The 21599-nt window shown below is 71.4% G+C and carries 24 protein-coding genes; 13 read left to right on the top strand and 11 right to left on the bottom strand.

What is annotated here, in order from left to right; all coding sequences use genetic code 11:
• Positions 1–7 precede the first annotated feature (7 nt).
• Positions 8–877, bottom strand: a complete 870-nt coding sequence (locus FLX07_RS03845; RefSeq protein WP_142567973.1) for a DUF72 domain-containing protein — start codon at positions 875–877, stop codon at positions 8–10.
• Between the two features lie 197 nt (positions 878–1074).
• On the opposite strand from FLX07_RS03845, the gene FLX07_RS36280 reads away from it, so the two are divergent.
• Together FLX07_RS36280 and FLX07_RS03855 are read left to right on the top strand one after the other, a co-directional pair.
• Complete coding sequence (locus FLX07_RS36280) at positions 1075–1230, top strand: hypothetical protein (RefSeq protein ID WP_167748101.1); 156 nt, start codon at positions 1075–1077, stop codon at positions 1228–1230.
• A complete protein-coding gene (locus FLX07_RS03855) occupies positions 1227–2171 on the top strand; it encodes a sugar kinase (protein ID WP_142567975.1) in 945 nt (314 codons plus the stop codon). The genes FLX07_RS36280 and FLX07_RS03855 overlap by 4 nt, the downstream gene beginning before the upstream one ends.
• A gap of 240 nt (positions 2172–2411) precedes the next feature.
• On the opposite strand, the gene FLX07_RS03865 is transcribed toward FLX07_RS03855, so the two are convergent.
• Positions 2412–3137, bottom strand: a complete 726-nt coding sequence (locus FLX07_RS03865) for an alpha/beta hydrolase (RefSeq protein ID WP_142567976.1) — start codon at positions 3135–3137, stop codon at positions 2412–2414.
• Between the two features lie 182 nt (positions 3138–3319).
• Here FLX07_RS03865 and FLX07_RS03870 point away from each other — a divergent pair, with 182 nt between their 5' ends.
• The gene (locus FLX07_RS03870; protein WP_142567977.1) at positions 3320–3718 is read left to right on the top strand and encodes a winged helix-turn-helix transcriptional regulator; all 399 of its coding nucleotides are present in this window, start codon (positions 3320–3322) and stop codon (positions 3716–3718) included.
• 52 nt (positions 3719–3770) lie between these two features.
• The gene (locus tag FLX07_RS38280) at positions 3771–3893 is read left to right on the top strand and encodes a hypothetical protein (protein WP_280116526.1); all 123 of its coding nucleotides are present in this window, start codon (positions 3771–3773) and stop codon (positions 3891–3893) included.
• 72 nt (positions 3894–3965) lie between these two features.
• Here the strand turns inward: FLX07_RS38280 and FLX07_RS03875 are convergent, their stop codons facing one another.
• Positions 3966–4631: a hypothetical protein gene (locus FLX07_RS03875; protein WP_142567978.1), complete on the bottom strand. Its 666-nt coding sequence runs from the start codon at positions 4629–4631 to the stop codon at positions 3966–3968.
• Positions 4632–4683: 52 nt separating this feature from the next.
• Complete coding sequence (locus FLX07_RS03880; protein WP_167748102.1) at positions 4684–9096, bottom strand: nSTAND1 domain-containing NTPase; 4413 nt, start codon at positions 9094–9096, stop codon at positions 4684–4686.
• Between the two features lie 281 nt (positions 9097–9377).
• Here FLX07_RS03880 and FLX07_RS03885 point away from each other — a divergent pair, with 281 nt between their 5' ends.
• The 3 genes from FLX07_RS03885 (at position 9378) to FLX07_RS03895 (ending at position 11485) form a co-directional block, all read left to right on the top strand.
• Positions 9378–9956: a peptidase inhibitor family I36 protein gene (locus FLX07_RS03885; RefSeq protein ID WP_142567980.1), complete on the top strand. Its 579-nt coding sequence runs from the start codon at positions 9378–9380 to the stop codon at positions 9954–9956.
• A 164-nt stretch (positions 9957–10120) separates the two neighbouring features.
• Positions 10121–10684 (top strand): dihydrofolate reductase family protein, encoded by a 564-nt coding sequence (locus FLX07_RS03890; RefSeq protein ID WP_142567981.1) that lies wholly within the window; start codon positions 10121–10123, stop codon positions 10682–10684.
• Between the two features lie 252 nt (positions 10685–10936).
• Complete coding sequence (locus tag FLX07_RS03895) at positions 10937–11485, top strand: dihydrofolate reductase family protein (protein WP_142567982.1); 549 nt, start codon at positions 10937–10939, stop codon at positions 11483–11485.
• 9 nt (positions 11486–11494) lie between these two features.
• On the opposite strand, the gene FLX07_RS03900 is transcribed toward FLX07_RS03895, so the two are convergent.
• The 3 genes from FLX07_RS03900 to FLX07_RS03910 all read right to left on the bottom strand — a co-directional run bounded on the left by FLX07_RS03900 (position 11495) and on the right by FLX07_RS03910 (position 13380).
• Positions 11495–11920 (bottom strand): nucleoside deaminase, encoded by a 426-nt coding sequence (locus tag FLX07_RS03900; RefSeq protein ID WP_142567983.1) that lies wholly within the window; start codon positions 11918–11920, stop codon positions 11495–11497.
• Positions 11917–12765: an LLM class flavin-dependent oxidoreductase gene (locus FLX07_RS03905; protein WP_142567984.1), complete on the bottom strand. Its 849-nt coding sequence runs from the start codon at positions 12763–12765 to the stop codon at positions 11917–11919. Before FLX07_RS03905 ends, FLX07_RS03900 begins: the two co-directional genes overlap by 4 nt.
• 102 nt (positions 12766–12867) lie before the next feature.
• Complete coding sequence (locus FLX07_RS03910) at positions 12868–13380, bottom strand: MarR family winged helix-turn-helix transcriptional regulator (RefSeq protein WP_189104867.1); 513 nt, start codon at positions 13378–13380, stop codon at positions 12868–12870.
• Between the two features lie 90 nt (positions 13381–13470).
• On the opposite strand from FLX07_RS03910, the gene FLX07_RS03915 reads away from it, so the two are divergent.
• Entirely contained in the window at positions 13471–15738 is a 2268-nt protein-coding gene (locus tag FLX07_RS03915) for an LLM class flavin-dependent oxidoreductase (RefSeq protein ID WP_142567985.1), read from the top strand.
• 68 nt (positions 15739–15806) lie between these two features.
• On the opposite strand, the gene FLX07_RS03920 is transcribed toward FLX07_RS03915, so the two are convergent.
• Positions 15807–16760, bottom strand: a complete 954-nt coding sequence (locus FLX07_RS03920) for a helix-turn-helix transcriptional regulator (protein ID WP_142567986.1) — start codon at positions 16758–16760, stop codon at positions 15807–15809.
• 95 nt (positions 16761–16855) lie between these two features.
• Between FLX07_RS03920 and FLX07_RS38670 the strand changes: the two genes are divergently transcribed.
• From FLX07_RS38670 to FLX07_RS03930, 3 genes are all read left to right on the top strand, one after another.
• The gene (locus FLX07_RS38670) at positions 16856–17185 is read left to right on the top strand and encodes a mycothiol transferase (protein ID WP_308424371.1); all 330 of its coding nucleotides are present in this window, start codon (positions 16856–16858) and stop codon (positions 17183–17185) included.
• Positions 17172–17423 carry a mycothiol transferase gene (locus FLX07_RS38675; protein ID WP_308424372.1) on the top strand — a complete coding sequence of 84 codons (252 nt, stop codon included), beginning with the start codon at positions 17172–17174 and terminating at the stop codon, positions 17421–17423. The genes FLX07_RS38670 and FLX07_RS38675 overlap by 14 nt, the downstream gene beginning before the upstream one ends.
• A gap of 145 nt (positions 17424–17568) precedes the next feature.
• Positions 17569–18045 carry a GNAT family N-acetyltransferase gene (locus FLX07_RS03930; RefSeq protein WP_142567987.1) on the top strand — a complete coding sequence of 159 codons (477 nt, stop codon included), beginning with the start codon at positions 17569–17571 and terminating at the stop codon, positions 18043–18045.
• 34 nt (positions 18046–18079) lie between these two features.
• Here the strand turns inward: FLX07_RS03930 and FLX07_RS03935 are convergent, their stop codons facing one another.
• On the bottom strand, positions 18080–18631 hold the full coding sequence (locus FLX07_RS03935; RefSeq protein ID WP_142567988.1) for a TetR/AcrR family transcriptional regulator: 552 nt from the start codon (positions 18629–18631) through the stop codon (positions 18080–18082).
• 347 nt (positions 18632–18978) lie between these two features.
• Here FLX07_RS03935 and FLX07_RS03940 point away from each other — a divergent pair, with 347 nt between their 5' ends.
• Positions 18979–19344: a DUF1330 domain-containing protein gene (locus FLX07_RS03940; protein WP_142567989.1), complete on the top strand. Its 366-nt coding sequence runs from the start codon at positions 18979–18981 to the stop codon at positions 19342–19344.
• A 126-nt stretch (positions 19345–19470) separates the two neighbouring features.
• Entirely contained in the window at positions 19471–20349 is an 879-nt protein-coding gene (locus FLX07_RS03945) for an alpha/beta fold hydrolase (RefSeq protein ID WP_142567990.1), read from the top strand.
• A gap of 127 nt (positions 20350–20476) precedes the next feature.
• Here the strand turns inward: FLX07_RS03945 and FLX07_RS03950 are convergent, their stop codons facing one another.
• Together FLX07_RS03950 and FLX07_RS03955 are read right to left on the bottom strand one after the other, a co-directional pair.
• Positions 20477–20722 carry a cytochrome P450 gene (locus tag FLX07_RS03950; RefSeq protein ID WP_280116528.1) on the bottom strand — a complete coding sequence of 82 codons (246 nt, stop codon included), beginning with the start codon at positions 20720–20722 and terminating at the stop codon, positions 20477–20479.
• Between the two features lie 132 nt (positions 20723–20854).
• Complete coding sequence (locus FLX07_RS03955; RefSeq protein WP_167748103.1) at positions 20855–21466, bottom strand: TetR/AcrR family transcriptional regulator; 612 nt, start codon at positions 21464–21466, stop codon at positions 20855–20857.
• Between the last annotated feature and the right edge of the window lie 133 nt (positions 21467–21599).

Consider the following 21599-nt stretch of genomic DNA (forward strand, 5'->3'; position numbering starts at 1 on the left):
CGCCGGCTCAGAACAGGGTCAGCGGCTCGTCCGGCAGCGGCCCGTTCGACGGCATGGGCTCGGGCAGCGGCTCCAGGCCGGGCACCTCGGCGCGTACGTCGTCGTGGAACCGGCGGGCGAGCGTCAGCGCGTCGGCGTTGTCCGGGGTGTGGACGAACACCGTCGGCGAGCGGCCCTCGCGCAGCCACCCGGCGGCCGCGTCCACCCAGTGCCGCCAGCCCTCGGCCGTACGCTCCGGGTCGTCGCGGCCGATGTAGCGGACGATCGGGCGGTCGGTGAGTGCGGCGGTCCGCAGCGGCACGCGCGGCTTCTTCGACCAGGCGTCCCGCTCGCCGTCGCTGGTCGGCGGGCTGCGGAACAGGACCGTCGTGTCGAACGGCACCCACTCGGCGCCGGCCCCCGTCAGCACCCGCTCCAGGAGCCGCACGGCCCGGGGGTCGTCGAAGAACGCGCGGTGCCGGACCTCGACGGCGTAGCGGTGGTCGCGGGGAAGACGGCCGAGGAAGGCCGCGAGCGCACCGACGTCCGCTGGGCCGAACGAGCCGGGAAGCTGGATCCACAGCGCGTGGGCGCGCGGGCCGAGCGGCTCGATCGCGTCGAGGAAGGCCCGCAGCTCGTCGTCGGCCCCGGTCAGGCGGCGCTCGTGGGTGATCGGCTTGGGCAGCTTGACCACGAAGCGGAAGCCGGGGTCGGTCTGCCCCGCCCAGGACTCGACCGTGCTCCGCGAGGGCGTCGCGTAGAACGTCGTGTTGCCCTCGACCGCGTTGCACCAGGTCGCGTAGGCCCGCAGCCGCTCCCCCGCAGGAAGCGGGTGCGGCAGGAGACGCCCCCGCCACGGCGCGTGCGTCCACATCGCGCATCCCACATGAAGCCGCATGGCCCCGACGTTATCCGGTTCGGATCACTCCCCTGCGCCGGGCGGCGGCCCGTCCGTCCCGGACCACCGCCCGGGGTCCGGGGGCCCGGCATCCTGGTCGACGAGGCCGCAGTGCATGATGCCGACAAGCAGGGCCACGCCTGGCGCTCTCCGATCTGGCGTTACCCCGACCGCTCCTTCGCAGAATGGTGACCGGCGTGCAACCACACGACCTACCCGACCTCCTCAGGACCAGGCGGCTCCTGGCCATCGTCCGCGGCGACGACCCGGCGGCGGCGCTGCGCAGCATCGGCGCCGGGACCGTGCTGACCGCGCGGGACGCCGCGGCGCTCGACCTGGTGGGCGCCGCATGAAGGCGGACGTCCTGACGATCGGCGAGGCGATGGTCACGGTCCGGTGCGCGGGACCGCTGCGGCTCGGCAGCGACTCGCGGGTGTCCACCGCCGGTGCGGAGGCCACCGTCGCGATCGCGCTGTCCCGCCTCGGCCACACCGCCCGCTGGACCGGCGCCCTCGGGAACGACGAGCCCGGCGAGCTGGTCCTGCGCACGCTGCGGGCCGAGGGCGTCCTGACCGACCACGTCGTGCGGCGTACGGACGCCCCGACCGGCCTGCTGCTCCGGGACGTGGCCGCCGGGGCCCGGGCCCGGGTGCACTACTACCGGAGGGACTCGGCCGCCTCGACGGTGTCGTGGGACGAAGTGCGCCCCGCCGTCGAGGCGGGTCAGGCGGGCCTGCACCTCACCGGCATCACGCCGGCGCTGGGGCCCGCGCCGCTGGAGGCCGTCGCCGCCGTCGCCCGGCAGGCGCACCGGTCCGACGCCTGGGTGAGCCTCGACGTCAACCACCGTTCCCTGCTGTGGTCCCGCCAGGAGGCCGCGCGGGCGCTGCGCCCGCTGCTGCCGTACGTCACGGTGCTCATCGCCTCCGACGACGAGCTGGACATCATGGCGGACGGCGACGGCGAACACGACCGCGTGGCGGCCCTGCTGGACGCCGGTGTCGACGAGGTCGTCGTCAAGCGCGGCGCGGCGGGCGCGAGCTACCACGACGCGCGGACCTCGTTCGACGTCTCGGCTCGACGGGTGCCCGTCGTGGACGTCGTCGGCGCGGGCGACGCGTTCACCGCCGGATATCTGTCCGGGCGGCTCGACGGGCTCGACGCGTACGGCCGGCTCGAACGGGCGACCCTGCTGGGCGCCGCCAGCGTGGCCTGCGCCGGGGACTGGGAGGGGCTGCCCACCCGGGCGGAGCTGCCCGCGCTGGCCCTGCCGGACGGGGAGACCCTGCGTTGACGTCGCCGGACTGCCGGTCGACGCCGGTTCCGAGCTCGGCGAGGGCGCCGGCCGGCTCGGAGCGTGCGGACCACGCGCTCGGGCGCTCGCGTGGCGGCCACGCGGTCGAGTGCGGGATCAGCAAGCTCAGGCGACACCGCGCGGTGGCCACTCGCCACGACAAGGTCGCTGTCCGCTACAAGGCCACTGTGCAGATCGCCGCCATCAATGGCTGGTCATAACTCACTTTGAAGGCACGGCCTAGGCGAGTTTGAGAAGCAGTTCGCTGAGTTCGGCAGGCATGGTGATCATGCAGTCGTGGCCGGTCGGCAGCTCCCAGACCTGCGCGGCAGTGCCGTTGGGTTGGATCGGGGGGACGGGGCGACGGGTGACGCCCGCCGGCATAGCGCCGACATTGTGGATGTGTGTGCGCGGGATCGCGTTCACGGCGGGGTTGTCCAGCCGCACCGGCTGCTGCAGACAGCGCACCGGCTGGTCCGAGAGCATCCCGCGCAGCCAGGCGACGTCCGCCGGGTCTGTGACGCCGAACAGGCCGAAGGGCGCGGGCTGCTCGGGCATCGGCGGCACGCGCCAGCCGCTCTCGGACTTCTCGGCGAGCTCGATCAGTTGCTGTGTCACGGGTTGGACGTCGACCGCGGACTCGCCGTCTTCCGGGACCATCGCGTCGAGGTAGACCAGGTGCGCGATGCGTTCCGGAATCCGGTTGGCCGCAGAGGAGATCACTAGCCCCGCGTAGCTGTGGCCGACGAGTACGACGTCGCTGAGGTTCTCCTCGGTGATCAGCCCGACCACGTCGTCGACGTGCGTATCGAGCCCCACCTCCGGACCGAGTAGGTGCGCCTTGTCGCCATAGCCGGTCAGGGACGGCGCGAACACCCGGTGCCCGGCACCCTCCAGCAGCGGCACCACCCGCTCCCAGCACCGTCCGCTGTGCCAAGCACCATGTACCAGCAGAAATGTGGACATGAGTGAATCAATCTTCCTTCGCAGAAGCAGAAGAGCACGGCCACGCGCCTGCCGCCGGTTCGCGGCTCTGGCGGTTACCATTCGTGCCCCAGTACTGTTTGAGTACCAAGAGCATGCTGGTGCACGCGACGCGCCGCAGGCAATAAGGCACTTTTCGATGCCCTGGTTCTCTGGAGGTAACCATGGACGTGGCACACGGCGATCCGCGGCCGGCGGCGCGGCCCAGCGACGCGTGCCGGACCCGCGTGGTGCTCGACATCGTCGGGGACAAGTGGTCGCTGCTGGTCGTGCGCAATCTCAGGAACGGACCGCGCCGTTTCACCGAGCTCAAAAAGGCCATCGACGGAATCAGCCAGCGCATGCTGACCGTGACGCTGCGCAGCCTGGAGCGTGACGGAATCCTGACACGCACCGTCCACGAAGTGATGCCACCGCATGTCAGCTACGAGCTCACCGAGATGGGCCGCACCCTGCGCGAGGCCACCGCGCCCCTGCTCGAATGGAGCGTCGCGCACCTCGCCCGGATCGACGATGCCCGCGCCGCCTACGACGCCCGCACGGACACACCAGTGTCCTCGTAGCGGACGGCGAGTCGATGTCACCCGACAATTTCACTTCGAAGACACGGTGCTGGTGACCTCCGCGCGGTACGGCCTCGCCGACCCGGCCCCGGCCGACGGGGCGTTGTCGACGTGCGACGCGGGGGTGAGCGCCCCACCGGCCCGCGCCGCCCTCCTCACCCGCTACCCGCAGTAGACCTCCAGCTCGCCGATCTGGGCGGCGGGCCGGCCGGTGCTGCCGGTCACGGCCCATCCCGTGACCTCCAAGTCATGTGACGAGCTGGAACATCGCGGCCAGCTCCACGGCCAGCTCCGCGGCGCTGCGGGAGCCGTCGACGGGCAGGACCGGCAGCCCGAGTTCGCGGGCCTGGCGTCGCACCTCCTCGTCCCAGAGCCGGTCGCGGGCCAGTCGCTTGGCCAAGGCGACGGTGTGGTCACCGTCTCCCCAGTTGGCGCGCGCTCGGGCGGGATCGGCGAACCTGGCACCCAGCGCGCGGGCCCGGAACTCGGGCGCCGGCAGGAGGAAGACGGCCTGCTCCGGCCGCCTGACCAGCGGCGCGACCTCCCTCGGCAGCGTACGGAAGTCGTCGACGAGGACGGGACGGTCGGCGGGCAGGGCGAGCAGGTCGTCGAGGACGAAGCCGAAGGTCTCGCCGTGCAGGCTGGGCATGGCGTGGAAGATCTCCTCGGCGGTGCGGCTCGCCCATCTGTCCTCGATGGGCGTTCGCAGCAACGCCCACAGGTAGGGCTGTCGCAGCGGGTCGCACCTGTGGACGTAGCCGAGCTCGGCTCGGTCGCCGTCGTAGACGAGTACGTCGTGCCGTTCGGCCAGGGCCCGCGTGACGGTGCTCTTGCCGGCTCCGGCGCCGCCGGCTATCCAGCGGACGTGCGCGAGCCTGCGGCGGAGATCGGCGGTGGAAGGCCGGCTTGTCATGCCCGGCAGTCTCACAAACGCGAGCGGAGCCGGTCCAGGGCCGCGACGGCCGTCAGCAGGTGGGCCGGTAGTCCACCGTGGGGAAGTGGGCGGCCCACTCCGCGCGGGTGAGGTCGCGGCCGATCTCCTCGCACAGCCGTCCCGCGAGCGGGCCGGGCCGCAGCTCCCAGCGGATGATCCTGCCGTCCTCCCCGCCCGAGATCAGGTCTGCGCCCGCGGTGAAGGCCAGGCCCCTGATCGGCGCGGTGTGCCCGGTCAGCGTGGCCGAAGGCCGCATCGTCGCGAGGTCCCAGACGACGATCGTGCGGTCGTCCCCCGCGGACGCGAGCGATCGCCCGTCCCGGCTGAAGGCGAGGGCCTGGACCGGGGCGGTGTGGCCGGTCAGCGTGGCGTACGACGCCCAGGTCCGCGTGTCCCAGAGCTTCACGGTGCGGTCGGCGCCCGCCGTGGCGATCGACCTGCCGTCCGGGCTGAAGGCGACGTCGAGCACCGAGCCCTGCCTGGTCCTGAGGGCGCGCACCTCCCTGTCGCGGGCGAGGTCCCAGACGACCAGATCTCCGGCCGGGCCGGTGGTGGCGAGCAGCGGATCGCGGGGGCTGAACGCCAGCGCCGAGACGAGATATCCGCCCGCGAACGGCACCTCAACTGGTTTGCCCGGATCGCGGACGTCCCAGCGGAACCGGCCGAGCGCGGTGGCGACGACAAAACGCCCGCGCGGATCGAAGCCGACGTCGGTGGACGCGCCGAGCCCCCGGTACGCCGCCGTGCCGAGCCTCCGCCCGCTGCCTGCGTCCCAGAGGGTGAGCGTGTGGCTGCGCGTGACGGTCGCGAGCAGGCGGCCGTCCGGGCTGAAGGCGACGGCCCGGACGTGGTCGGGGTGGTCGCCGAACGTCGCGATCGGGTTCCCGGCCACGTCCCACAGCCGGGCGGTCCTGTCGCTGCTCGCCGAGGCCACGAGCCGGCCGTCCGGGCTGACCTCGATGTCGTTCACGGCCTGGTTGTGTCCGCTGAACGGAGGAACGGCGCGCTCGCGGACCACGATGGTCCGGCCCAGCCCGGCCGAGGCGAGCATCGAGCCGTCGGCGCTCAGGGCCAGGGACAGCGTCTCGGTGCGGCTTCTGTCCTGATAGGTCTCGACGGGCTGCCGTCGCGCCACGTCCCAGATCGTGATCAGGCCGTCCTCGTCGGCGACGGCGATCCGGCCGGCGACCGGGGCGGACATGTCCCAGGTGTACGGCGACCGCTTGGGCAGCCCCGGCAGGCGAGTCACATGGTCATGCGCGATCCGCCAGAACCGCACGCCGTAGTGCGACGATCCCGTGGCGAGGACGCCTCCGGCGGGATCGAAGCCGAGCCGGTGGACGTTCACGGCGTCGAGCGCCGCGACCTTCGCCCCGGAGGCGGCGTCCCACACGAGGGGCTTTTCGGTTCCGCCCGTGGTCGACACCAGGAACGCCTGGTCGGGGCTGAAGGCGAGGGCCACGACCTCCTCCCGATGCCCCTTGAGGGTGCGCATGCTCCCGTCGCGCAGGTCCCACAGCTCGACCGCGCCGTTGCCCGCCCCGACGGCGATCCTCGTCCCGTCGGGGCTCAGCGCCATCGCGTCGGTGAGCCGCTCCCGCTGCCGCTGGAACACCGGCCGCCGGGAGGCCACGTCCCACACGACGACCACGCCCCTGCTCGACCCGAGCGTCGCGTCCCTGACCACGGAGGCGAGCAGCCTGCCGTCGCGGCCGAACGCCGCCGCCCTGGCGTGGATCTCTCCCGGTCCCGTACGGGGCAGCGGCCCGGGGAAGGCGGCGACGCGGGTGCGGGTGCGCAGGTCCCAGAGGCCGACGGCTCCGTCGGTGCCGGCCGCGGCCAGCCGCGACCCGTCCGGGCTGAACGCCAGCCCGAAGACCGCGGGCCCCTCCGCGTTGAGCTCGACGCGGCGGCGCGCCGCGGCCGACACGCTCAGCAGGGCGCCCCGCGTCTCGGGCTCCGGATCGAGCCGGTACGCCGCGATCGCCAGCAGACCGGCGAGATCGGGATCGGTGGCGAGGAGCGATCGGGCCTGCAGGGACTGCTGCCGCGACAGGGCGACAAGCTGCTGACGGCCTGCCTCCCTGCCCTGCCGTACGGCGACGCCGCCGCCGAGCAGCGCGAGCAGGAAGAGCGCGGCCATCCCGGCCAGCAGGCGTTGCAGCAGCCGCGTACGGCGCCGCGCCGCGGTGCGCTCGCCGTCCTCCAGCGCGCGGCTGGCCCGCAGGAAGGCGCTTTCGACGTCGTTGAGCTCCTGCGGATGGTCCTCGGCCCAGGTCCCGGCCACCAGAAGCTGGGCGCCCCGATACAGGGCGCCCGGGTCGCGGCCCAGCTCCCGCCACGTCTGCGCGGCGTCGGTGAGCCGCCGGTGGACGAGCAGGTTCTCGCGGTCGTCGGTGAGCCAGCGGTGCAACCGCGGCCAGGCCCTGATCAGCGCCTCGTGCGCCACATCGACCGTCTCCTCCGCGAGGACGACGAGCCGCGCGGCGGCGAGCCGGTCGAGCACGCGGGTGGTGACATCGGGGTCCGCCACACCCACCAGTTCCGTACGGGAGATGGGCCGCCTGGTGTCCTCCGTGCCGTCTCCCAGCGCGGTGAGCCGCAGGAAGATCCTTCGGGCGGCCTGCCGCTCCGCCGGGGCGAACTCGCCGACGACCCGTTCCGCGCTCTGCGCGATGGCTCCGCGTACGCCGCCGGCCGCCTGGTAGGCCGCCAGTGTGAGCCTCGCGCCGGTCGCGTTCCGCCAGGTCTCCAGCAGCGCGTGCGAGACCAGTGGCAGGCTGCCCGGCTCCTCGGCGGCGTCGGCCAGCACCGTGGCCAACAGGTCGGGGTCCACGGTGAGCCCCGCCCGGGCGGCGGGCCGTACGACGATCTCCTGGAGGTCCGGCGACGACACCGGCCCGACGAGCATCTGGGCCTCGCCGCCGAGCGCCGCGACCAGGGCGGGGTGCTGGGTCAGATGGGCGAGGAAGTCGGCGCGGACGCCGAGCACGAGGACGACACGGCGGCCGGTGCCGGATGCGCTGCCCGGTGCGCTGTCCGGTGTGATGCCCGGTGCGCTGCTCGGCGTGCTGTCCGGTGTGCTGTCCGGTGCGACGCCGAGGAGTGCCTCGACGAACCGGCGGCGCTCCCCGTCGTCGGAGCACAGTGTGAAGATCTCCTCGAACTGGTCCACGACCAGCACCAGGCGGCTCTCCGGCGCGCCGCTCACCCCGCCGCTCAGCCCGGTGGCCGATGTGGAGGCCGGTTCGGTGGCCGGTTCGGTGGCTAGTGCGGTGGCCAGTGCGGTAGTCAGCGCACCCGGATCGCGGGCCAGGGCGTCGCGCAGCGCCACCGGGTCGCCGCCCGACGCCTTCGCCACCACGTCGGCCAGCGCGTCCAGCGGGTGTTCCCCCGGCGTCATGAGCAGGCCCCGCCACGGCACCGCCGCACCGTCACCGCCCAGGACCCCGTGGGCACCGGAGACACCATGCTCACCAGAGACACCGTGCTCACCGGACACGCCGTCCCCGCCGTAGAGAGCGTCCCCGCCGGAGACGGATCCCAGCAGGCCGGCGCGCAGCAGAGACGACTTGCCGCTCCCCGACGCGCCGAACACGCCGACCACGGGAAGCCGGTCGACGAGGTCGCGCAGCCGGTCGACCAGGTGGGCACGGCCGAAGAACCAGGCCGCGTCCTCCGGCTGGAACGCCATCAGACCCCGATAGGGGCAGTCGTCCGTCTTCCGCCGCTCCGCCTCCTGAGGCGGGGCCAGGGCCGGGAGGAGGTCCTCGTCGCCCCGGAGCATGGCCTCGTGCAGACGCTGGAGCACGGGGCCCGGCTCGATGCCGAGCTGATCGTTCAGGAGGTCGCGGGTCCTGCGGAAGACCTCCAGCGCCTCGGCCTGACGCCCGCACCGATACAGCGCGAGCATGAGATGCCCGTGCAGGCTCTCCCGGTACGGATGGTCCCTGATGAGGTCGGCGAGTTCGGCGGCCACCTCGACGTGCCGGCCCAGGGCGAGCTCGGCCTGCGCCAGCCGCTCGTGCACGATGAGCCGCGACTTCTCCAGCCGAAGGGCTTCGTCGGCGACGAGCGCGCAGTCGGCGAACTCCTCGAACGCCGGCCCCCGCCAGAGGTTCAGGGCCGTGCGTAGCCGGTCACGGGCGGATTCGAGGTCTCCCCGGTCCAGGGCCGCGCTTCCCTGGGCGGCGAGGCTGCGGAACCGCGCGGCGTCGAGCGCGTCGGGGATGATCGCGTAGCCGCCCGGCCGTCCGGGCAGGACGTGGGCGCCGTACGCCCGCCGCAACTGGTGGACGTAGAGGTGGATGTTGCGCCGCGCGGACGCGGGCGGCCGGTCGCCCCAGACGGCGGCGATCAGCCAGTCGACGGACACCGGCTGGCCCACCTTCGACAGCAGCGCGGCCAGGGTGAGCCGGAGTTTCGGCGCTCCGCCGGCAGGCACCAGGTGACCATCGCGGGAAACGCTGAGCGGCCCCAGGACGTGAAATTCCACTCAGATTCCGCCTCTGTCGGGACACCGGAGTGAAGAATCCAGGATCTTCGCCTTGTCTGTCAACGATCCAGTCAGGACGCCAAATCTACGGAGGAGCCAGGACGATTCGCGGGCGGCGAATCGTCCTCTATCAGGGCCTATACGCGCTGTATACCGGCCCGTCCGATGCTCGGCTCGATCCCGCCCCCTGGTGTGGGGCGAACTCTCCTGGTTCGTTGTGTGGAGGCACCATGCGCAGATCGAAGATCGCAGCCGTCCTGCTGGCCGGCGTCGCGGCCACGGCGGTCGCCCTGACGGGGACGTCCGTGCACGCGGCGAGCGTGGCGGACGACCCGTCCCTGCTCCACCGGCAGGCCCGCTCGGACGCGGAGCTGCGTCAGCAGGTGGAGCTTCAGTTGAAGGCGGCCCCGGGAGGCGTACAGACGAGCCGCAACGAGATCTCCTACGACAACGGCAGGTTCGTGGTGACCTACGCCCTCCCCGGCCAGGTCGCCGTGGCGGCCGGGACCGCCGACTGCCCGTCCGCCTGGTACTGCTTCTACGACGGGAAGAACTTCGGATACCCCCGGGGAAAGCTCCACGACTGCGGCCGGCAGGACCTCGCCACCTACGGGTGGAGCGACCGCACGACCTCGGTGCACAACAACACCAACTGGCAGGTGGCCTTCATCGAGCACGATGACCTGGGCGACCCGGCGTACGGCCATCAGTTCGACTACTCGCTCTGGAGCTCCAGCCCGCATGCCGGCTGGAGCTACGTGGGGGACGTGAACAACAACCGGGCGGACCACGTGGAGCTGTTCTGCTGACGACGCCCCCACCCGGGCGGGCGCCTTCCGTCCCGCCCGGAGCCGTGTCCTCCAGCCCGGGGCCTGGAGGACATGGGGGACTCCGACAATAAAAACTGTCTTGACAATTCAACTCGTCGGATGCGACTCTGGAGTCACGCAAGCGCGAGACCGAGGAGATCCAGATGCGCAAGATCGTCGCCAGCTTCTTCATGTCCCTCGACGGCGTCGTCGAGGCGCCCGACCAGTGGCACTTCCCCTACTTCAGCGAGGAGATGGGCGCGGCCGTCGGCGCACTGATGTCCGAGTCCGACGCGATGATGATGGGCCGGGTCATGTACGAGAGCTGGGCGGCCTACTGGCCGGACAAGGCCGGCACGGACGACCCCTTCGCCGACTTCATCAACAACGTCCGCAAGTACGTCGTCTCCTCGACCCTCGACACGGTCGAATGGCAGAACTCGACCCTCGTCACCGGTGACTTCGTCAAGGAGATCACCGAGCTCAAGCAGCAGCCGGGCAAGACCATCGGCATCAGCGGCAGCACGAACCTCGTCCGCTCGCTGATGCGGCACAACCTGCTCGACGAGCTCCGGCTGCTGGTCCACCCCATCGTGGTGGGCAAGGGCCAGCGCCTGTTCGAGGAGGGCCTGCAGATCCCGATGGCACTCACGTCCTCGGAGACCTTCCCGACCGGCGTGCTGTCCCTCTCCTACCAGCCCGTCGCCGACCAGCCCGTCGCCGGTTAGTCCACAGGGAAGTTGCCCCCGGATCCGGCCAAGCGCCGTCGGTCGCGCGTTCCGGGCACCCCGTGCGTACGCGGACGTACGGCCGGAGCGTGGGTAGCGGCCAGGTCCGCCGCCGCCCACCTGCTGCGGCGGCTCCGCCGGACGTTATGGAGGAGCCGTACGGCCGTGTCGTTTCGGTACAAGACCCGCGCGAGCGTTCCCGCCTAGTCTTCCGTTCGCGGCCACCGTCATACGACCAAAGGAGCGCAGCACATGGCCAGGATCGTCGCGAACTTCTTCATCTCCCTGGACGGCGTCGTCGAGTCGCCCGACCAGTGGCACTTCCCGTACTGGAACGACGAGATGGGCGCCGTGGTCCAGGCGGGCATGCAGAACTCGGCCGGGATGCTGATGGGCCGCACGCTGTACGAGGAGTGGTCCGCCTACTGGACGACGACGGACCAGGACCCGGAGATCGCCGAGGCCTTCAACAACGCCCCCAAGTACGTCGTGTCGACGACCCTGGAGAAGGCGGACTGGAACAACACCACCGTCGTCAACGGTGACGTCGCGGCCGGCCTGCGCGCGCTCAAGGAGCGGATCGAGGGCGGCGACCTCCAGATGTCCGGCAGCGCGACGACCGTGCGGTGGCTTCTCGCCAACGGGCTGCTCGACGAGCTGAACCTGCTCGTCCACCCGATCGTCGTCGGCCGGGGGCAGCGGCTGTTCGAGGACACCCCGACGCACAGGCTGACGCTGGTGAAGTCCGAGACGTTCACGACCGGCGTGCTCAACCTGCGCTATGTCCCGGACGCGGGCTGACGGCGCGCGTCAGAGGTAGTAGCCCTCGACGGGCACGCGCGCCTCGTCGAAGAGCGCCGGCCCCTCCTGCCGGAAGGACGACGGAGCGGCCTGCGGCTTGAGCCCGCCGAGCTGGTCGGTGGACAGCGCGAAGACGACGCGGCCGAGTCCGGAGCGCTCGATGGCACCCGCGCACATGCCGCACGGCTGGCAGCTCGTATACATGGTCGTGCCGGCCGCGGCGGCCGGGTCGAGCTCGCGGGCGGCCCAGCGCGCGAGCTTCAGCTCGGGATGAGCGGTGATGTCGGCCTCCGTGAGCGAGGTGTTGCGCTCCTCGGCGAGCACGTCGCCGCCGGGGCCCACGAGCAGCGAGCCGAACGGCGGGTTGCCGCCCGCTCGTGCCTCGGCGGCCAGCTCGATCGCCCTGCGGAGGAACTTCTCGTCGCCGGGGGTCATGGATGCTCCTTCGCGTACGCGGCGGCCACCGTCTCAAGCATGTGCCACGCCGTCTCCGGGTGGTTCGTCTCCTGCGGGTCCCCGCAGAAGGGGTCGAGCAGGACCGTCTCGGCGCCCAGGGCGCGCAGCCGTTCCAGGTCGTCCATCACCTGGTCGAGGGTGCCCTCGCCGGCTCGGCGTCCCTCGCCCGTCACCGGGGTGCCGGTGAGCCGGAGCATGATGCGCGGGGCGAGCATGGGTGCGGGACGCCCCAGGCTCTCCGCGACGGCGGCCAGCCGGTCCATCCGCTCGCCCAGCCACGGGAGGGTGAAGCGCAGGGGATGCCATGCGTCGCCGAGGAGCACCGCCCTGCGGAGAGCGGCGTCGCTGCCGCCGCCGACCCAGATCGGAACGTGCCCGGCCCGGTAGTCCTCCTCGTCCTGCCAGGCCAGGCGCATCGCCCGCAGGTGCTCGTCGGTCAGCGCCCCGCGCCGCTCGTACGGCACGCCCAGCGCCTCGAACTCCTGCCGGGCCCAGCCCACGCCCACGCCGAGCACCAGCCGTCCCCCGCTCAGGTCCTGGAGGTTGGCCGCCATCCGGGCGGTCAGCAGCGGGTGCCGGTAGGGCATGATCAGCACGGTGGTGCCCAGCCTGACCCTGGTGGTTATCCCGGCGAGCCAGGACAGCGTGGTGAAGGGCTCGTAGAACGGGGCGGGATACTGCTCGGCCACGTCGGGGGTCACCACGACGTGATCGGAGACCATGAGCAGGTCGAACCCGAGCCCCTCCACCGTCTCGGCCCAGCCGCGCAGCACGCCGGGGCGGGTGCCCGGCCCGAAGTTCGGGACGTTGACGCCTAGTTTCACGAAATCAGAGTATTCAGGCGATCAGGCCGTCGTGAAGAAAGAAGTCCCCGCTCATCGGCTGTCCGGCCGTGGATTCGTCGGCCCGGGCCGGGACGGGCCGGGTCACGCCTCCTGCGTCAGTCCGGCCGATCCCGCGGCGGCGGCGCAGCGGTCCACGCCCGGAGCCGCCCCGGCGGCGGCGTGCTCCAGCAGCGCCAGGAGGACACGCCGGTCCCCGGGCGGGAGGGCGGACAGCAGCTCGTCCTCGGCCCGCGCGACCCGCGCGTCCACGTCGGCGAGGACCCGCCGGCCGTGGTCGGTCGGCACGATGCGCCGCGCCCGGCGGTCGGCCGGGTCCTGGCGGCGCTCCAGGAGACCACACCCCTCGAACTTGTCGAGCAGATAGGTCATGACCGTGCGATCGATGCCGAGGCGGGCGGCGAGCGCGGCCTGCGTGGGCGGAGCGTCGTGCACGACCGCGGAAAGCACCTGGTAGCCGCGCACGCCGTGCGGCAGGTCGTGTGAAGCGCCCTCGACGCGTGCGTTCCACTCCCGCAGCAGCACGGCGAGGGACCATCCGAGCACGGGACCCTGCGTCGACGGTGGAGGGGTGTCGGTCTGTTCGCGCGCGGTCACACCGTCCACCCTAACCCGGAATACGCTGAGCCCTCGATAAGTTGTGTCGCATATAGTCTGTACGACAGATTACTTTCCGAGAGGCGCGGAATGACGGACTACGGCCACGAACTGGCCTTCGGCACGTTCCTCACACCCCAGAACCAGGACCCGCAGACGCCGGTCCGGCTCGCCCAGGTCTCCGAGGCCGCCGGGCTGGATCTCGTGACGTTCCAGGACCACCCCTACCAGCCGGGGTTCCTGGACACCTGGACGTTGCTGTCCTGGGTGGCCGCGCAGACCGAGCGGGTCACCCTCTCCGGCAACGTGCTGAACCTGCCGCTGCGCCCCCCGGCGGTGCTGGCCCGGGCCGCGGCGTCGCTCGACCTGCTGTCCGGCGGCCGGTTCGCGCTCGGCATCGGCGCGGGCGCCTTCTGGGACGCGATCGAGTCGATGGGCGGCACCCGCCTGACGCCGACCGAGTCCGTGACCGCGCTGGAGGAGGCCATCGAGATCATCCGCGGCATCTGGGACGCGCGTGAGCGCCGCATCCTGCGCGTGGACGGCGCGCACCACCGCGTCGCGGGCGCCAAGCGCGGCCCGGCCCCCGCGCACGACATCCCCATCTGGCTCGGCGCCTACAAGCCACGGATGCTGCGCCTGGTGGCGCGTGCGGCCGACGGCTGGCTGCCCTCGCTCGCCTACCTCAAGGACGGCGACCTGCGGCGCGGCAACACGATCATCGACGAGGCCGCCGCGGAGGCCGGCCGCGACCCGGCGCAGGTGCGCCGCCTGCTGAACATCAGCGGCGCGGTCGCCGAGACCCGCCAGGGGTTCCTGCACGGACCGGTCGATCAGTGGGTGGCGGAGCTGACCGCGTTGGCGCTGGAGGACGGCATCGGCACGTTCGTCCTGGGCACCGACGACCCGCGGCTCATCCAGGTGTACGGCGAGGAGATCGCTCCCGCCGTACGGGACGCGGTGGCGCGCGAGCGGGCGACCACCGGGACCGTCCCCGCGGCCGCCCGTCGCGGAGCCGCCGCGATCGCGCTGCGCCGCGACGGCATCGACTACGACGCGGTCCCGGCGAGCCTCACGGCCGACGCCGTCGAGCCCGGCGACCGCGCCTATGAGTCCGTGCGGCACAACTACCTGCGCGCCGGGTCCCCCGGCCTGGTGCTGCGCCCCCGGACGGTCGACCAGGTCGTCGAGGGGCTCGCGTACGCCCGGTCCCAGGACGTCCCGCTCGGCGTACGCTCCGGCGGGCACGGGATCAGCGGCCGTTCCACCAACGACGGCGGCATCGTGCTCGACCTCGGCGCGTTCGACACCGTCCAGGTCGTGGATCCGGCCACGCGCAGGGTGCGGCTGGGCGCGGGCGCGACCTGGGGCGCGGTCGCCGAGACGCTGGTGCCGCACGGATGGGCGATCAGCTCCGGCGACTACGGCGGCGTGGGCGTGGGCGGCCTCGCGACGACAGGCGGCGTCGGCCTGCTCGGGCGCACGTTCGGCCTGACGATCGATAACGTCGTCGCCGCGCAGGTCGTGACCGCCGACGGGCGGGTGCTGCACGCCTCGCGGGACGACAACCCCGACCTGTTCTGGGGCCTGCGCGGCGCCGGGGGCAACCTCGGCGTGGTCACCTGGGTCGAGATCGAGGCGATGGAGCTCGGCGACGTCGTCTTCTCCCAGATGACCCTGGACGCCCGCGACACGGCCGGGCTGCTCGAACGCTGGGGCGCCGCGGTGGAGAAGGCCCCGCGCGAGCTGACGAGCTTCCTGATCCTGTCCCCGCCGCGCCGCAACCAGGACGCGGTCGCCCAGCTCATGACCGTCTACGCCGGCGCGGACACCGAGGCCGCGGTGCACGAGCTCGAACGGCTCGCCGAGGCGGGCCCGCTGCTGGGGCACCAGGGATACGTGCTGCCCTATTCGGGCGTGGTGCAGCCGGCCGACAGGCACCACACCGGCGGCGGCGACCCCGCCGTACGCTCCGGCCTGGTCACCCACCTCGACGGCGACGTGAGCCGCGCCTTCGAGAGGGTCGCACGCTCTGGGCTGTCCTACTTCCTGCAGATACGCGCCACCGGCGGCGCCGCCCACGACCTGGCTCCCGACGCGACCGCCTATCCGCACCGGCACCAGAACTTCCTGCTCACGGCCATGGGCGCGGCGCAGCCGGCCCTGAACACCGCCTGGGACGCCGAGGTCGCGCCGTACACCGACGGCCTCTACCTGTCCTTCGACACCGACACCCGGCCGGAGCGGCTGGCCGACGCGTTCGGTCCGAACCTCGACCGGCTGCGGCAGGTCAAACGCGCCTACGACCCGGACAACGTGTTCCGCGCCAACTTCCCCATCCAGCCGGCCGACGGCTGAGCGTCATCCGGGCGGATCACGCGCACGCGTGCGTGTGATCCGCCCGCTTGTCCATGCGTCGGCCGGGGTCAGGCGCGTTGGAACCGGGCCCCCCACTCATGGATTTGGTCGAGCAGTTCGGGCGGGTGGAGGATGCGGAACTCCGCGTCGGCCATGCCCAGTGCCATGGCCGGCCAGTGCAGAGACGGGGTGACCATCCGCATCCGGCAGCGTTCGTCGTCGACCTCCTCGACCGTGCACCATTGGCCGATGCGTTGGCGCACGGTGGCCGCCGGAGCGTCGACGAGCGCCTCCACCCGGTACGAACGGGGCAGGTTGTCCATGGCGGCGCGGACGAACGCGGCGGCGTCGGCGGCGGGCAGGTCCCGGGGACGGAATCGCGAGCCGGCGCCCTCAGGCTCGGTCAGCCGGTCGACCCGGAAACTCCGCCAGTCGTGCCGGGTGAGGTCGTACGCGACCAGGTACCAGCGGCGGCCGAGCCGGACCAGCCGGTGCGGCTCGACGTGCCGGTCCGTCCGCCGGCCGTCCGCGGGGGTGTAGGTGAAGCGAAGCCGTTCATGGTCCCGGCACGCCAGCGCGACCGTGGTGAGCACGTCCGGGTCGACGCTGGTGGCGGCCTGGCCGTCCCACCCGGCGGGTACGGTCATCGTGCGCAGCGCCTCGACCCGGTGCCGCAACCGGGTGGGCATCACCTGCACCACCTTGGCCAGCACCCGCACCGAGGACTCGGCGATGCCCTCCACCGCCCCCTGGACGGCGGTCTGCAGTCCCACGGCCAGCGCGACCGCCTCCTCGTCGTCGATCACCAGTGGCGGCAGCGCGGCGCCCGCGGCGAGCTGGTAACCGCCGTCGGCACCGCGCTGCGCCTCGACCGGATAACCCAGCTCACGCAGCCGGTCGATGTCCCGGCGCAGGGTGCGTACGGACACTCCCAGCCGTTCGGCCAGTTCACTGCCCTGCCAGTAGCGGTGGGTCTGGAGCAGGGAGAGCAGTCGCAGCGTCCGTGTGCTGGTGTTCGCCATGGTGGCGATTGTCTCGTCGATTCAGGTCAGAAAGTGACCGCTATGACTCCTAACGTGGCACTCGACCGAAGCGGAACGACGGCAGGCAGACGACTGTGACCGGCAACGAGCTGATCACTCCCGACCTCACCGACGCGCCGGCCGTCACCGGCGAGCGCGCGGACCTGCTGGCGGCACTGGCCCAGAGCCGGCACTTCCTGCGCCTCACGACCCGCGACCTCACCGACGAGCAGGCCGCGCAGCGGACCACCGCCAGTGAGCTCTGCCTGGGCGGGCTGATCAAGCACGTCACCCTGGTCGAGCGGAGCTGGACGGGCTTCATCCTGGACGGCCCGTCGGCGATGGGCGACGCCACGGCGATGACCGAGGCCGACTGGGGCCGACTGGGGCCGATGGGCCGATCAGTTCCGGATGCTGCCCGGTGAGACACTCGCCGCTCTGCTGGCCGCCTACGCCGAGGTGGCCCGCCGTACGGATGAGCTGGTGGCCACCCTGCCCGACCTGGACGCGGACCAGCCGCTGCCGAAGGCCCCGTGGTTCGAGCCCGGCGCGCGGTGGTCGGCCCGCCGGGTGCTGATGCAGATCGCCGCGGAGACCGCCCAGCACGCCGGCCACGCCGACATCATCCGCGAGTCCCTGGACGGCGCCAAAAGCATGGGGTGACACGGCGCATGGGGTGACACGGCGCATGGGGTGACACGGAGCATGGGCTGACGCGCGATCCGAGGACGGGCAGGGCCTTCACCCCGAGGGCCCGCCCGAAGATATCCCCCGGCATTGGACGATTACGGCCCATAGGGTTCTTCTCATGACCGAGTCGCTACGGCTGGCGCCGATCACTCCTGCCAACGTCGAGACGGCCATGGCTGTCAGAGTCAGCCCCGACCAGGAGCGCTTCGTCTCACCCGTGGCGACGTCCCTGGCGGAGGCCTACGTGCAGCCGCAGGTGGCCTGGCCCCGCCTCATCCTCGACGGCGATCGTCCGGTCGGATTCCTCATGGCCTTCATCGACATCGACTGGGACGGCAAGGGGGTCGATTTCCGGTCGGGCTTGTGGCGCCTCAACGTGGCGCCCGAGGCCCAGGGACAGGGCGTCGGCCGATTCGCCGTCAGGGCCGTGGCCGCCGAGGTCAGGCGCCGCGGTGCCACGCGGATGTACGTCACGTGGGAGCCGGCGGAAGACGGGCCCGGAGGCTTCTACCGCAACCTCGGGTTCCAGCTCACGGGCGAGGAGAGCGGTGGCCAGACAGTCGGAGTGCTGGACCTGATCGAGGGCGCATTCTAGAAGTGGGTTGGTGGCCGGCCGGCTCCGCTGGCGTTCACTCGGTCAGCCGAGCCGCCGCCTTTCGCGCTGCTCGCAGGATCTCTCGGGAGAGAGGGGAACCCGCCGTCGCCCGCGCGAGCAGGAGAGCGCCCACAAGGGTGGACAGGGCCGCCAGCCCGGTGTCCTCCGGAGCGATCCAGCCGGCCATGTCGCGAATTCCGGCGGCGTAGGTGTCGCGCCATTCGGGATCCCGGGCGAAATCACCGGCGAACCCGGCTGCCGGGCATCCGCTGCCGGGATCGTCACGTGTCTCGGGTGACAGGTAGGAGTCGATGAGCGACGACCACGCGGCATCGTGACCACTGTGGATGTCGTCCATGGCCTCCAGACGCCGCAGCATGTCGGAAAAGGCCTCGGCTGTGGCCTCGTCGACGAGCGCCGTCTTGGAGGCGAACTGCTTGTAGAAGCCGCCCTGCGTCATGCCGATCGACTGCATGACGTCGGCGACGCTCACATCGCGCACCCCCTTCTCGCGGAAGAGGCGCGAGGCGGATTCCACCACACGCTTTCGGTTGGCCCGGGCCTCGGCCTGCGATACTCGGCTCATCTTCGATCCCTCGTCGTTTCATTCATCACGAGAACGTATCGGAGGCTTCAGTTCAGGCGTCCCGGTCCGGCCGCGCAAAATTAGATTATAGACACAATCTATGTGCGCCGCCGCATGTTCCGGACACCCCCTGGGGCGCACCCGAGCGCCACCCGATCACGTACGAGGCATAGCCTTCGTGGCCGACGCCAGACCCCGGACTCGCCGGCACGGCCAGGGGATCGCCCGAGAGCACCGTGAGGTGCGTCACGAAACCGGTCATATGGGAGCCTTTGTTAGATTACATCTGTAATCTAAGTGTCGCTGCGCCGGGCCTGTGTGCGCAGCCACTCGCCGAAAGGTTCGACATGAGCACCTACCTGATCAACCACCTCCGCATCCCCGGGGACGTCCCGAACGACGCGGGTCTGTCCTACCTCGAACAGGTCGAGGCCACCGTGAAGCCCTACGGCGGCAGGTGGCTCGCCAACGGCGAGGCCAGCGTCGTGGAGGGAGCGTGGCCGGGCCTGGTCGTCCTCATGGAGTTCCCCGACCGTGCCGCCGCCGACCAGTGGTACAACTCGCCGGAATACCAGGAGATCCTGCCCCTGCGTCTCAACAACGCCATCTCCGATGTCGTACTGATCGACAGCCTTCCTGCGGACTACACCGTGCGGGGATTCGCCCAGCAGGTCCGAGCGGCCGTTCAGGCCGCTTCCGACTCCCACAACTGAGCGGCAAGGAGACGGGCGTACGGCCCCGATCCGCTTGCCGGGGCCGGCCCCCCGGGCCCCTGCCGGAAGAAGCCTTCGAGTTCAGCAGGCGTCACCGATCGCCGGCCGAGATACAAGGGATGACGAATGAGTTCCACCACCTCCCGCCCCATCGCGCGGGGCAGGCATGAGATCAACATCGAGAGCACGCGGCAGGTCTTCCATGTCGCGGGCACCGGGCCGGTGTGCCTGGTGCATTCCGGCGGTCCGGGCATCGCCTGGGAGTACCTGCGGCTGCCGGCCCTGGAAGAGCACCTGACCATGGTGTATCTGGAGCCGATCGGCACGGGATCCTCCGGCCGCCTCGACGACCACCGCGACTACCGGATCGACACCTATGCCCGGTTCGTCCATGGCGTGGTCGAGCATCTGGGCGTGCCCACGGTCTTCCTGCTCGGCCATTCGCACGGCGGATTCGTCGTCCAGCGCTACGCGCTCGACCACCCGGACCGCGTCGCCGGGGCGATCCTCTACTCCACCTCGCCAGTGACAGGAGAGGAGTTCTGGGCCGACGCGATGGCGAACATCAGCGGGTTTCCGCAGCGACTCCCGCACCGGCCCGCGGCCGGCGAGATTCCGGACGCGTTCCAGCGAGCGCTGGCTGCGCAGGACGACGAGGCGTACACCACGTCCCTACGGGAGATCCTCCCGGCGTACTTCGCCGACTACTGGGCGCACGAGCAGGACCTGGAGCCGATGCGCGCCGGTCTGAACGCGTGGATCGGCCCGATGCACGGCGAGGAGCCCGCGCCGTTCGACGTGCGGGACCGACTGCCTGACTTCAAGGTCCCGGCCCTGATCATCTCGGGTGTGCACGACTTCTTCGGCGGCACGCGCTGGGCACGCGTCGCCCATGAGAGCATCGCCGGTTCCCGCCTGACGGTGCTCGAGAACAGCGGGCACATGGGCCATCTTGAGCAGCCTCAGGAGTTCGCCCGCGCGATCGTCGAGTTCGTCCGCGCCTGACCACCAGCCGTCGACGCCGGAGGCCGTCGGTGCCTCCGGGGCGACGGCGCCACTCGACGGCGCCACTCGACGGCGCCGTTCGGCGGCGTTCCTCGACGGTGCTCCTCGGCGGTGTTATTCGGTGGTGCTATTCGACGGCGCGCAGGTGCACGGGCAGCTCACGGTGACCGTTGCTGATGAGGGTGGGGATCGGCCGCAGTGCGGCAGCCGGCACCGCGAGTGACATGGCAGGGAAACGCTCGAAGAGCTGACGCAGGGCTTCCGCCACTTCGAGGCGGGCCAGAGGAGCGCCGAGGCAGAAGTGCGCGCCGTAGCCGAACGCCAGGTGATCCTTTGGACGTGACAGAAAAGCGCGATTGGACGTACGTCTCACCGGAGGTGTGGCGAAAACGGCGCTGGCATATGCGCCTGTTCGACGGCCGACGACCGACGACCGACGACCGACCCTAACGACCGGCCCTGGCCGGGCCGGCCACCACCATTGCAGACATCGGGGCCCTGAGGGTCACCGGCCCTCGGCGGCGGCAGTCCGGTTGCTGTCCGTGGCCGGCTTTCGGGTGGCCAGGAGGAGCTCGGCGGTCTTCCGGGCGGTCCGCGCGCTCGTTGCCGAGCGGTCGAGGTGCGCGGCCGCGTTGGCGCCGTCGTACACCTGCACCAGCGCAGCCACCAGCTCGTCGTCGTTGTCCGCGCGAACGGGACCGAGGAGACCGGAGAGCAGGGCCGGCAGCCAGGTGCGGTCGTACGCGATGGCTTCCTGGATCCCCGCATGGTGGGGATATTCGGCTGCGGCGTTCGCGAACGCGCACCCCCGGAAGCCGGGCTCCGAGATCACCTTGTGGAGAACATCGAAGACGGACAGAATCCGCTCCTCGACCGGCCCCTGGGCCCGCGCCTCCACCTCCTGTGTCACACGCGCGCGCATGATGTCGCTGCGACGACGCAGATACTCCGCCACCAGGTCTTCCTTGGTCCGGAAGTGAACGTACATGGTCGACTTGGCGACGCTGCTTTCGGCGATCACCCGGTCGATGCCCACCGCGTGGATGCCCTGGGCATAGAACAGCCGGTCCGCGGTCTCGAGCAGCCGTTCGTGCACTGTGCCTGGCGTCTTCTTCACCGCAGCAGTATCGAACGGACAGATCTGTTTGACAAACAGGATTCGGCGCCTCTACGGTCACATATCGAACGAACAGGTTTGTTCGATTTGGTTGAAGCGCTCGGGTTCCGGCGATGACCTGCGACGGAGCTGA

It is taken from the genome of Microbispora bryophytorum (assembly GCF_006874465.1).
In the GTDB taxonomy this organism is placed as follows: domain Bacteria; phylum Actinomycetota; class Actinomycetes; order Streptosporangiales; family Streptosporangiaceae; genus Microbispora; species Microbispora bryophytorum.

Coding starts and splice junctions, on each gene's coding strand:
- FLX07_RS03845 (WP_142567973.1), bottom strand. CDS start 877: ATGCGGCTTCATGTGGGATGCGCGATGTGGACGCACGCGCCGTGGCGG.
- FLX07_RS03865 (WP_142567976.1), bottom strand. CDS start 3,137: ATGTCCACATTTCTGCTGGTACATGGTGCTTGGCACAGCGGACGGTGC.
- FLX07_RS03915 (WP_142567985.1), top strand. CDS start 13,471: ATGACGGACTACGGCCACGAACTGGCCTTCGGCACGTTCCTCACACCC.
- FLX07_RS03855 (WP_142567975.1), top strand. CDS start 1,227: ATGAAGGCGGACGTCCTGACGATCGGCGAGGCGATGGTCACGGTCCGG.
- FLX07_RS03875 (WP_142567978.1), bottom strand. CDS start 4,631: ATGACAAGCCGGCCTTCCACCGCCGATCTCCGCCGCAGGCTCGCGCAC.
- FLX07_RS03935 (WP_142567988.1), bottom strand. CDS start 18,631: ATGAGCCGAGTATCGCAGGCCGAGGCCCGGGCCAACCGAAAGCGTGTG.
- FLX07_RS03930 (WP_142567987.1), top strand. CDS start 17,569: ATGACCGAGTCGCTACGGCTGGCGCCGATCACTCCTGCCAACGTCGAG.
- FLX07_RS03940 (WP_142567989.1), top strand. CDS start 18,979: ATGAGCACCTACCTGATCAACCACCTCCGCATCCCCGGGGACGTCCCG.
- FLX07_RS03885 (WP_142567980.1), top strand. CDS start 9,378: ATGCGCAGATCGAAGATCGCAGCCGTCCTGCTGGCCGGCGTCGCGGCC.
- FLX07_RS03870 (WP_142567977.1), top strand. CDS start 3,320: ATGGACGTGGCACACGGCGATCCGCGGCCGGCGGCGCGGCCCAGCGAC.
- FLX07_RS03895 (WP_142567982.1), top strand. CDS start 10,937: ATGGCCAGGATCGTCGCGAACTTCTTCATCTCCCTGGACGGCGTCGTC.
- FLX07_RS03920 (WP_142567986.1), bottom strand. CDS start 16,760: ATGGCGAACACCAGCACACGGACGCTGCGACTGCTCTCCCTGCTCCAG.
- FLX07_RS03900 (WP_142567983.1), bottom strand. CDS start 11,920: ATGACCCCCGGCGACGAGAAGTTCCTCCGCAGGGCGATCGAGCTGGCC.
- FLX07_RS38675 (WP_308424372.1), top strand. CDS start 17,172: ATGCTGCCCGGTGAGACACTCGCCGCTCTGCTGGCCGCCTACGCCGAG.
- FLX07_RS03945 (WP_142567990.1), top strand. CDS start 19,471: ATGAGTTCCACCACCTCCCGCCCCATCGCGCGGGGCAGGCATGAGATC.
- FLX07_RS03890 (WP_142567981.1), top strand. CDS start 10,121: ATGCGCAAGATCGTCGCCAGCTTCTTCATGTCCCTCGACGGCGTCGTC.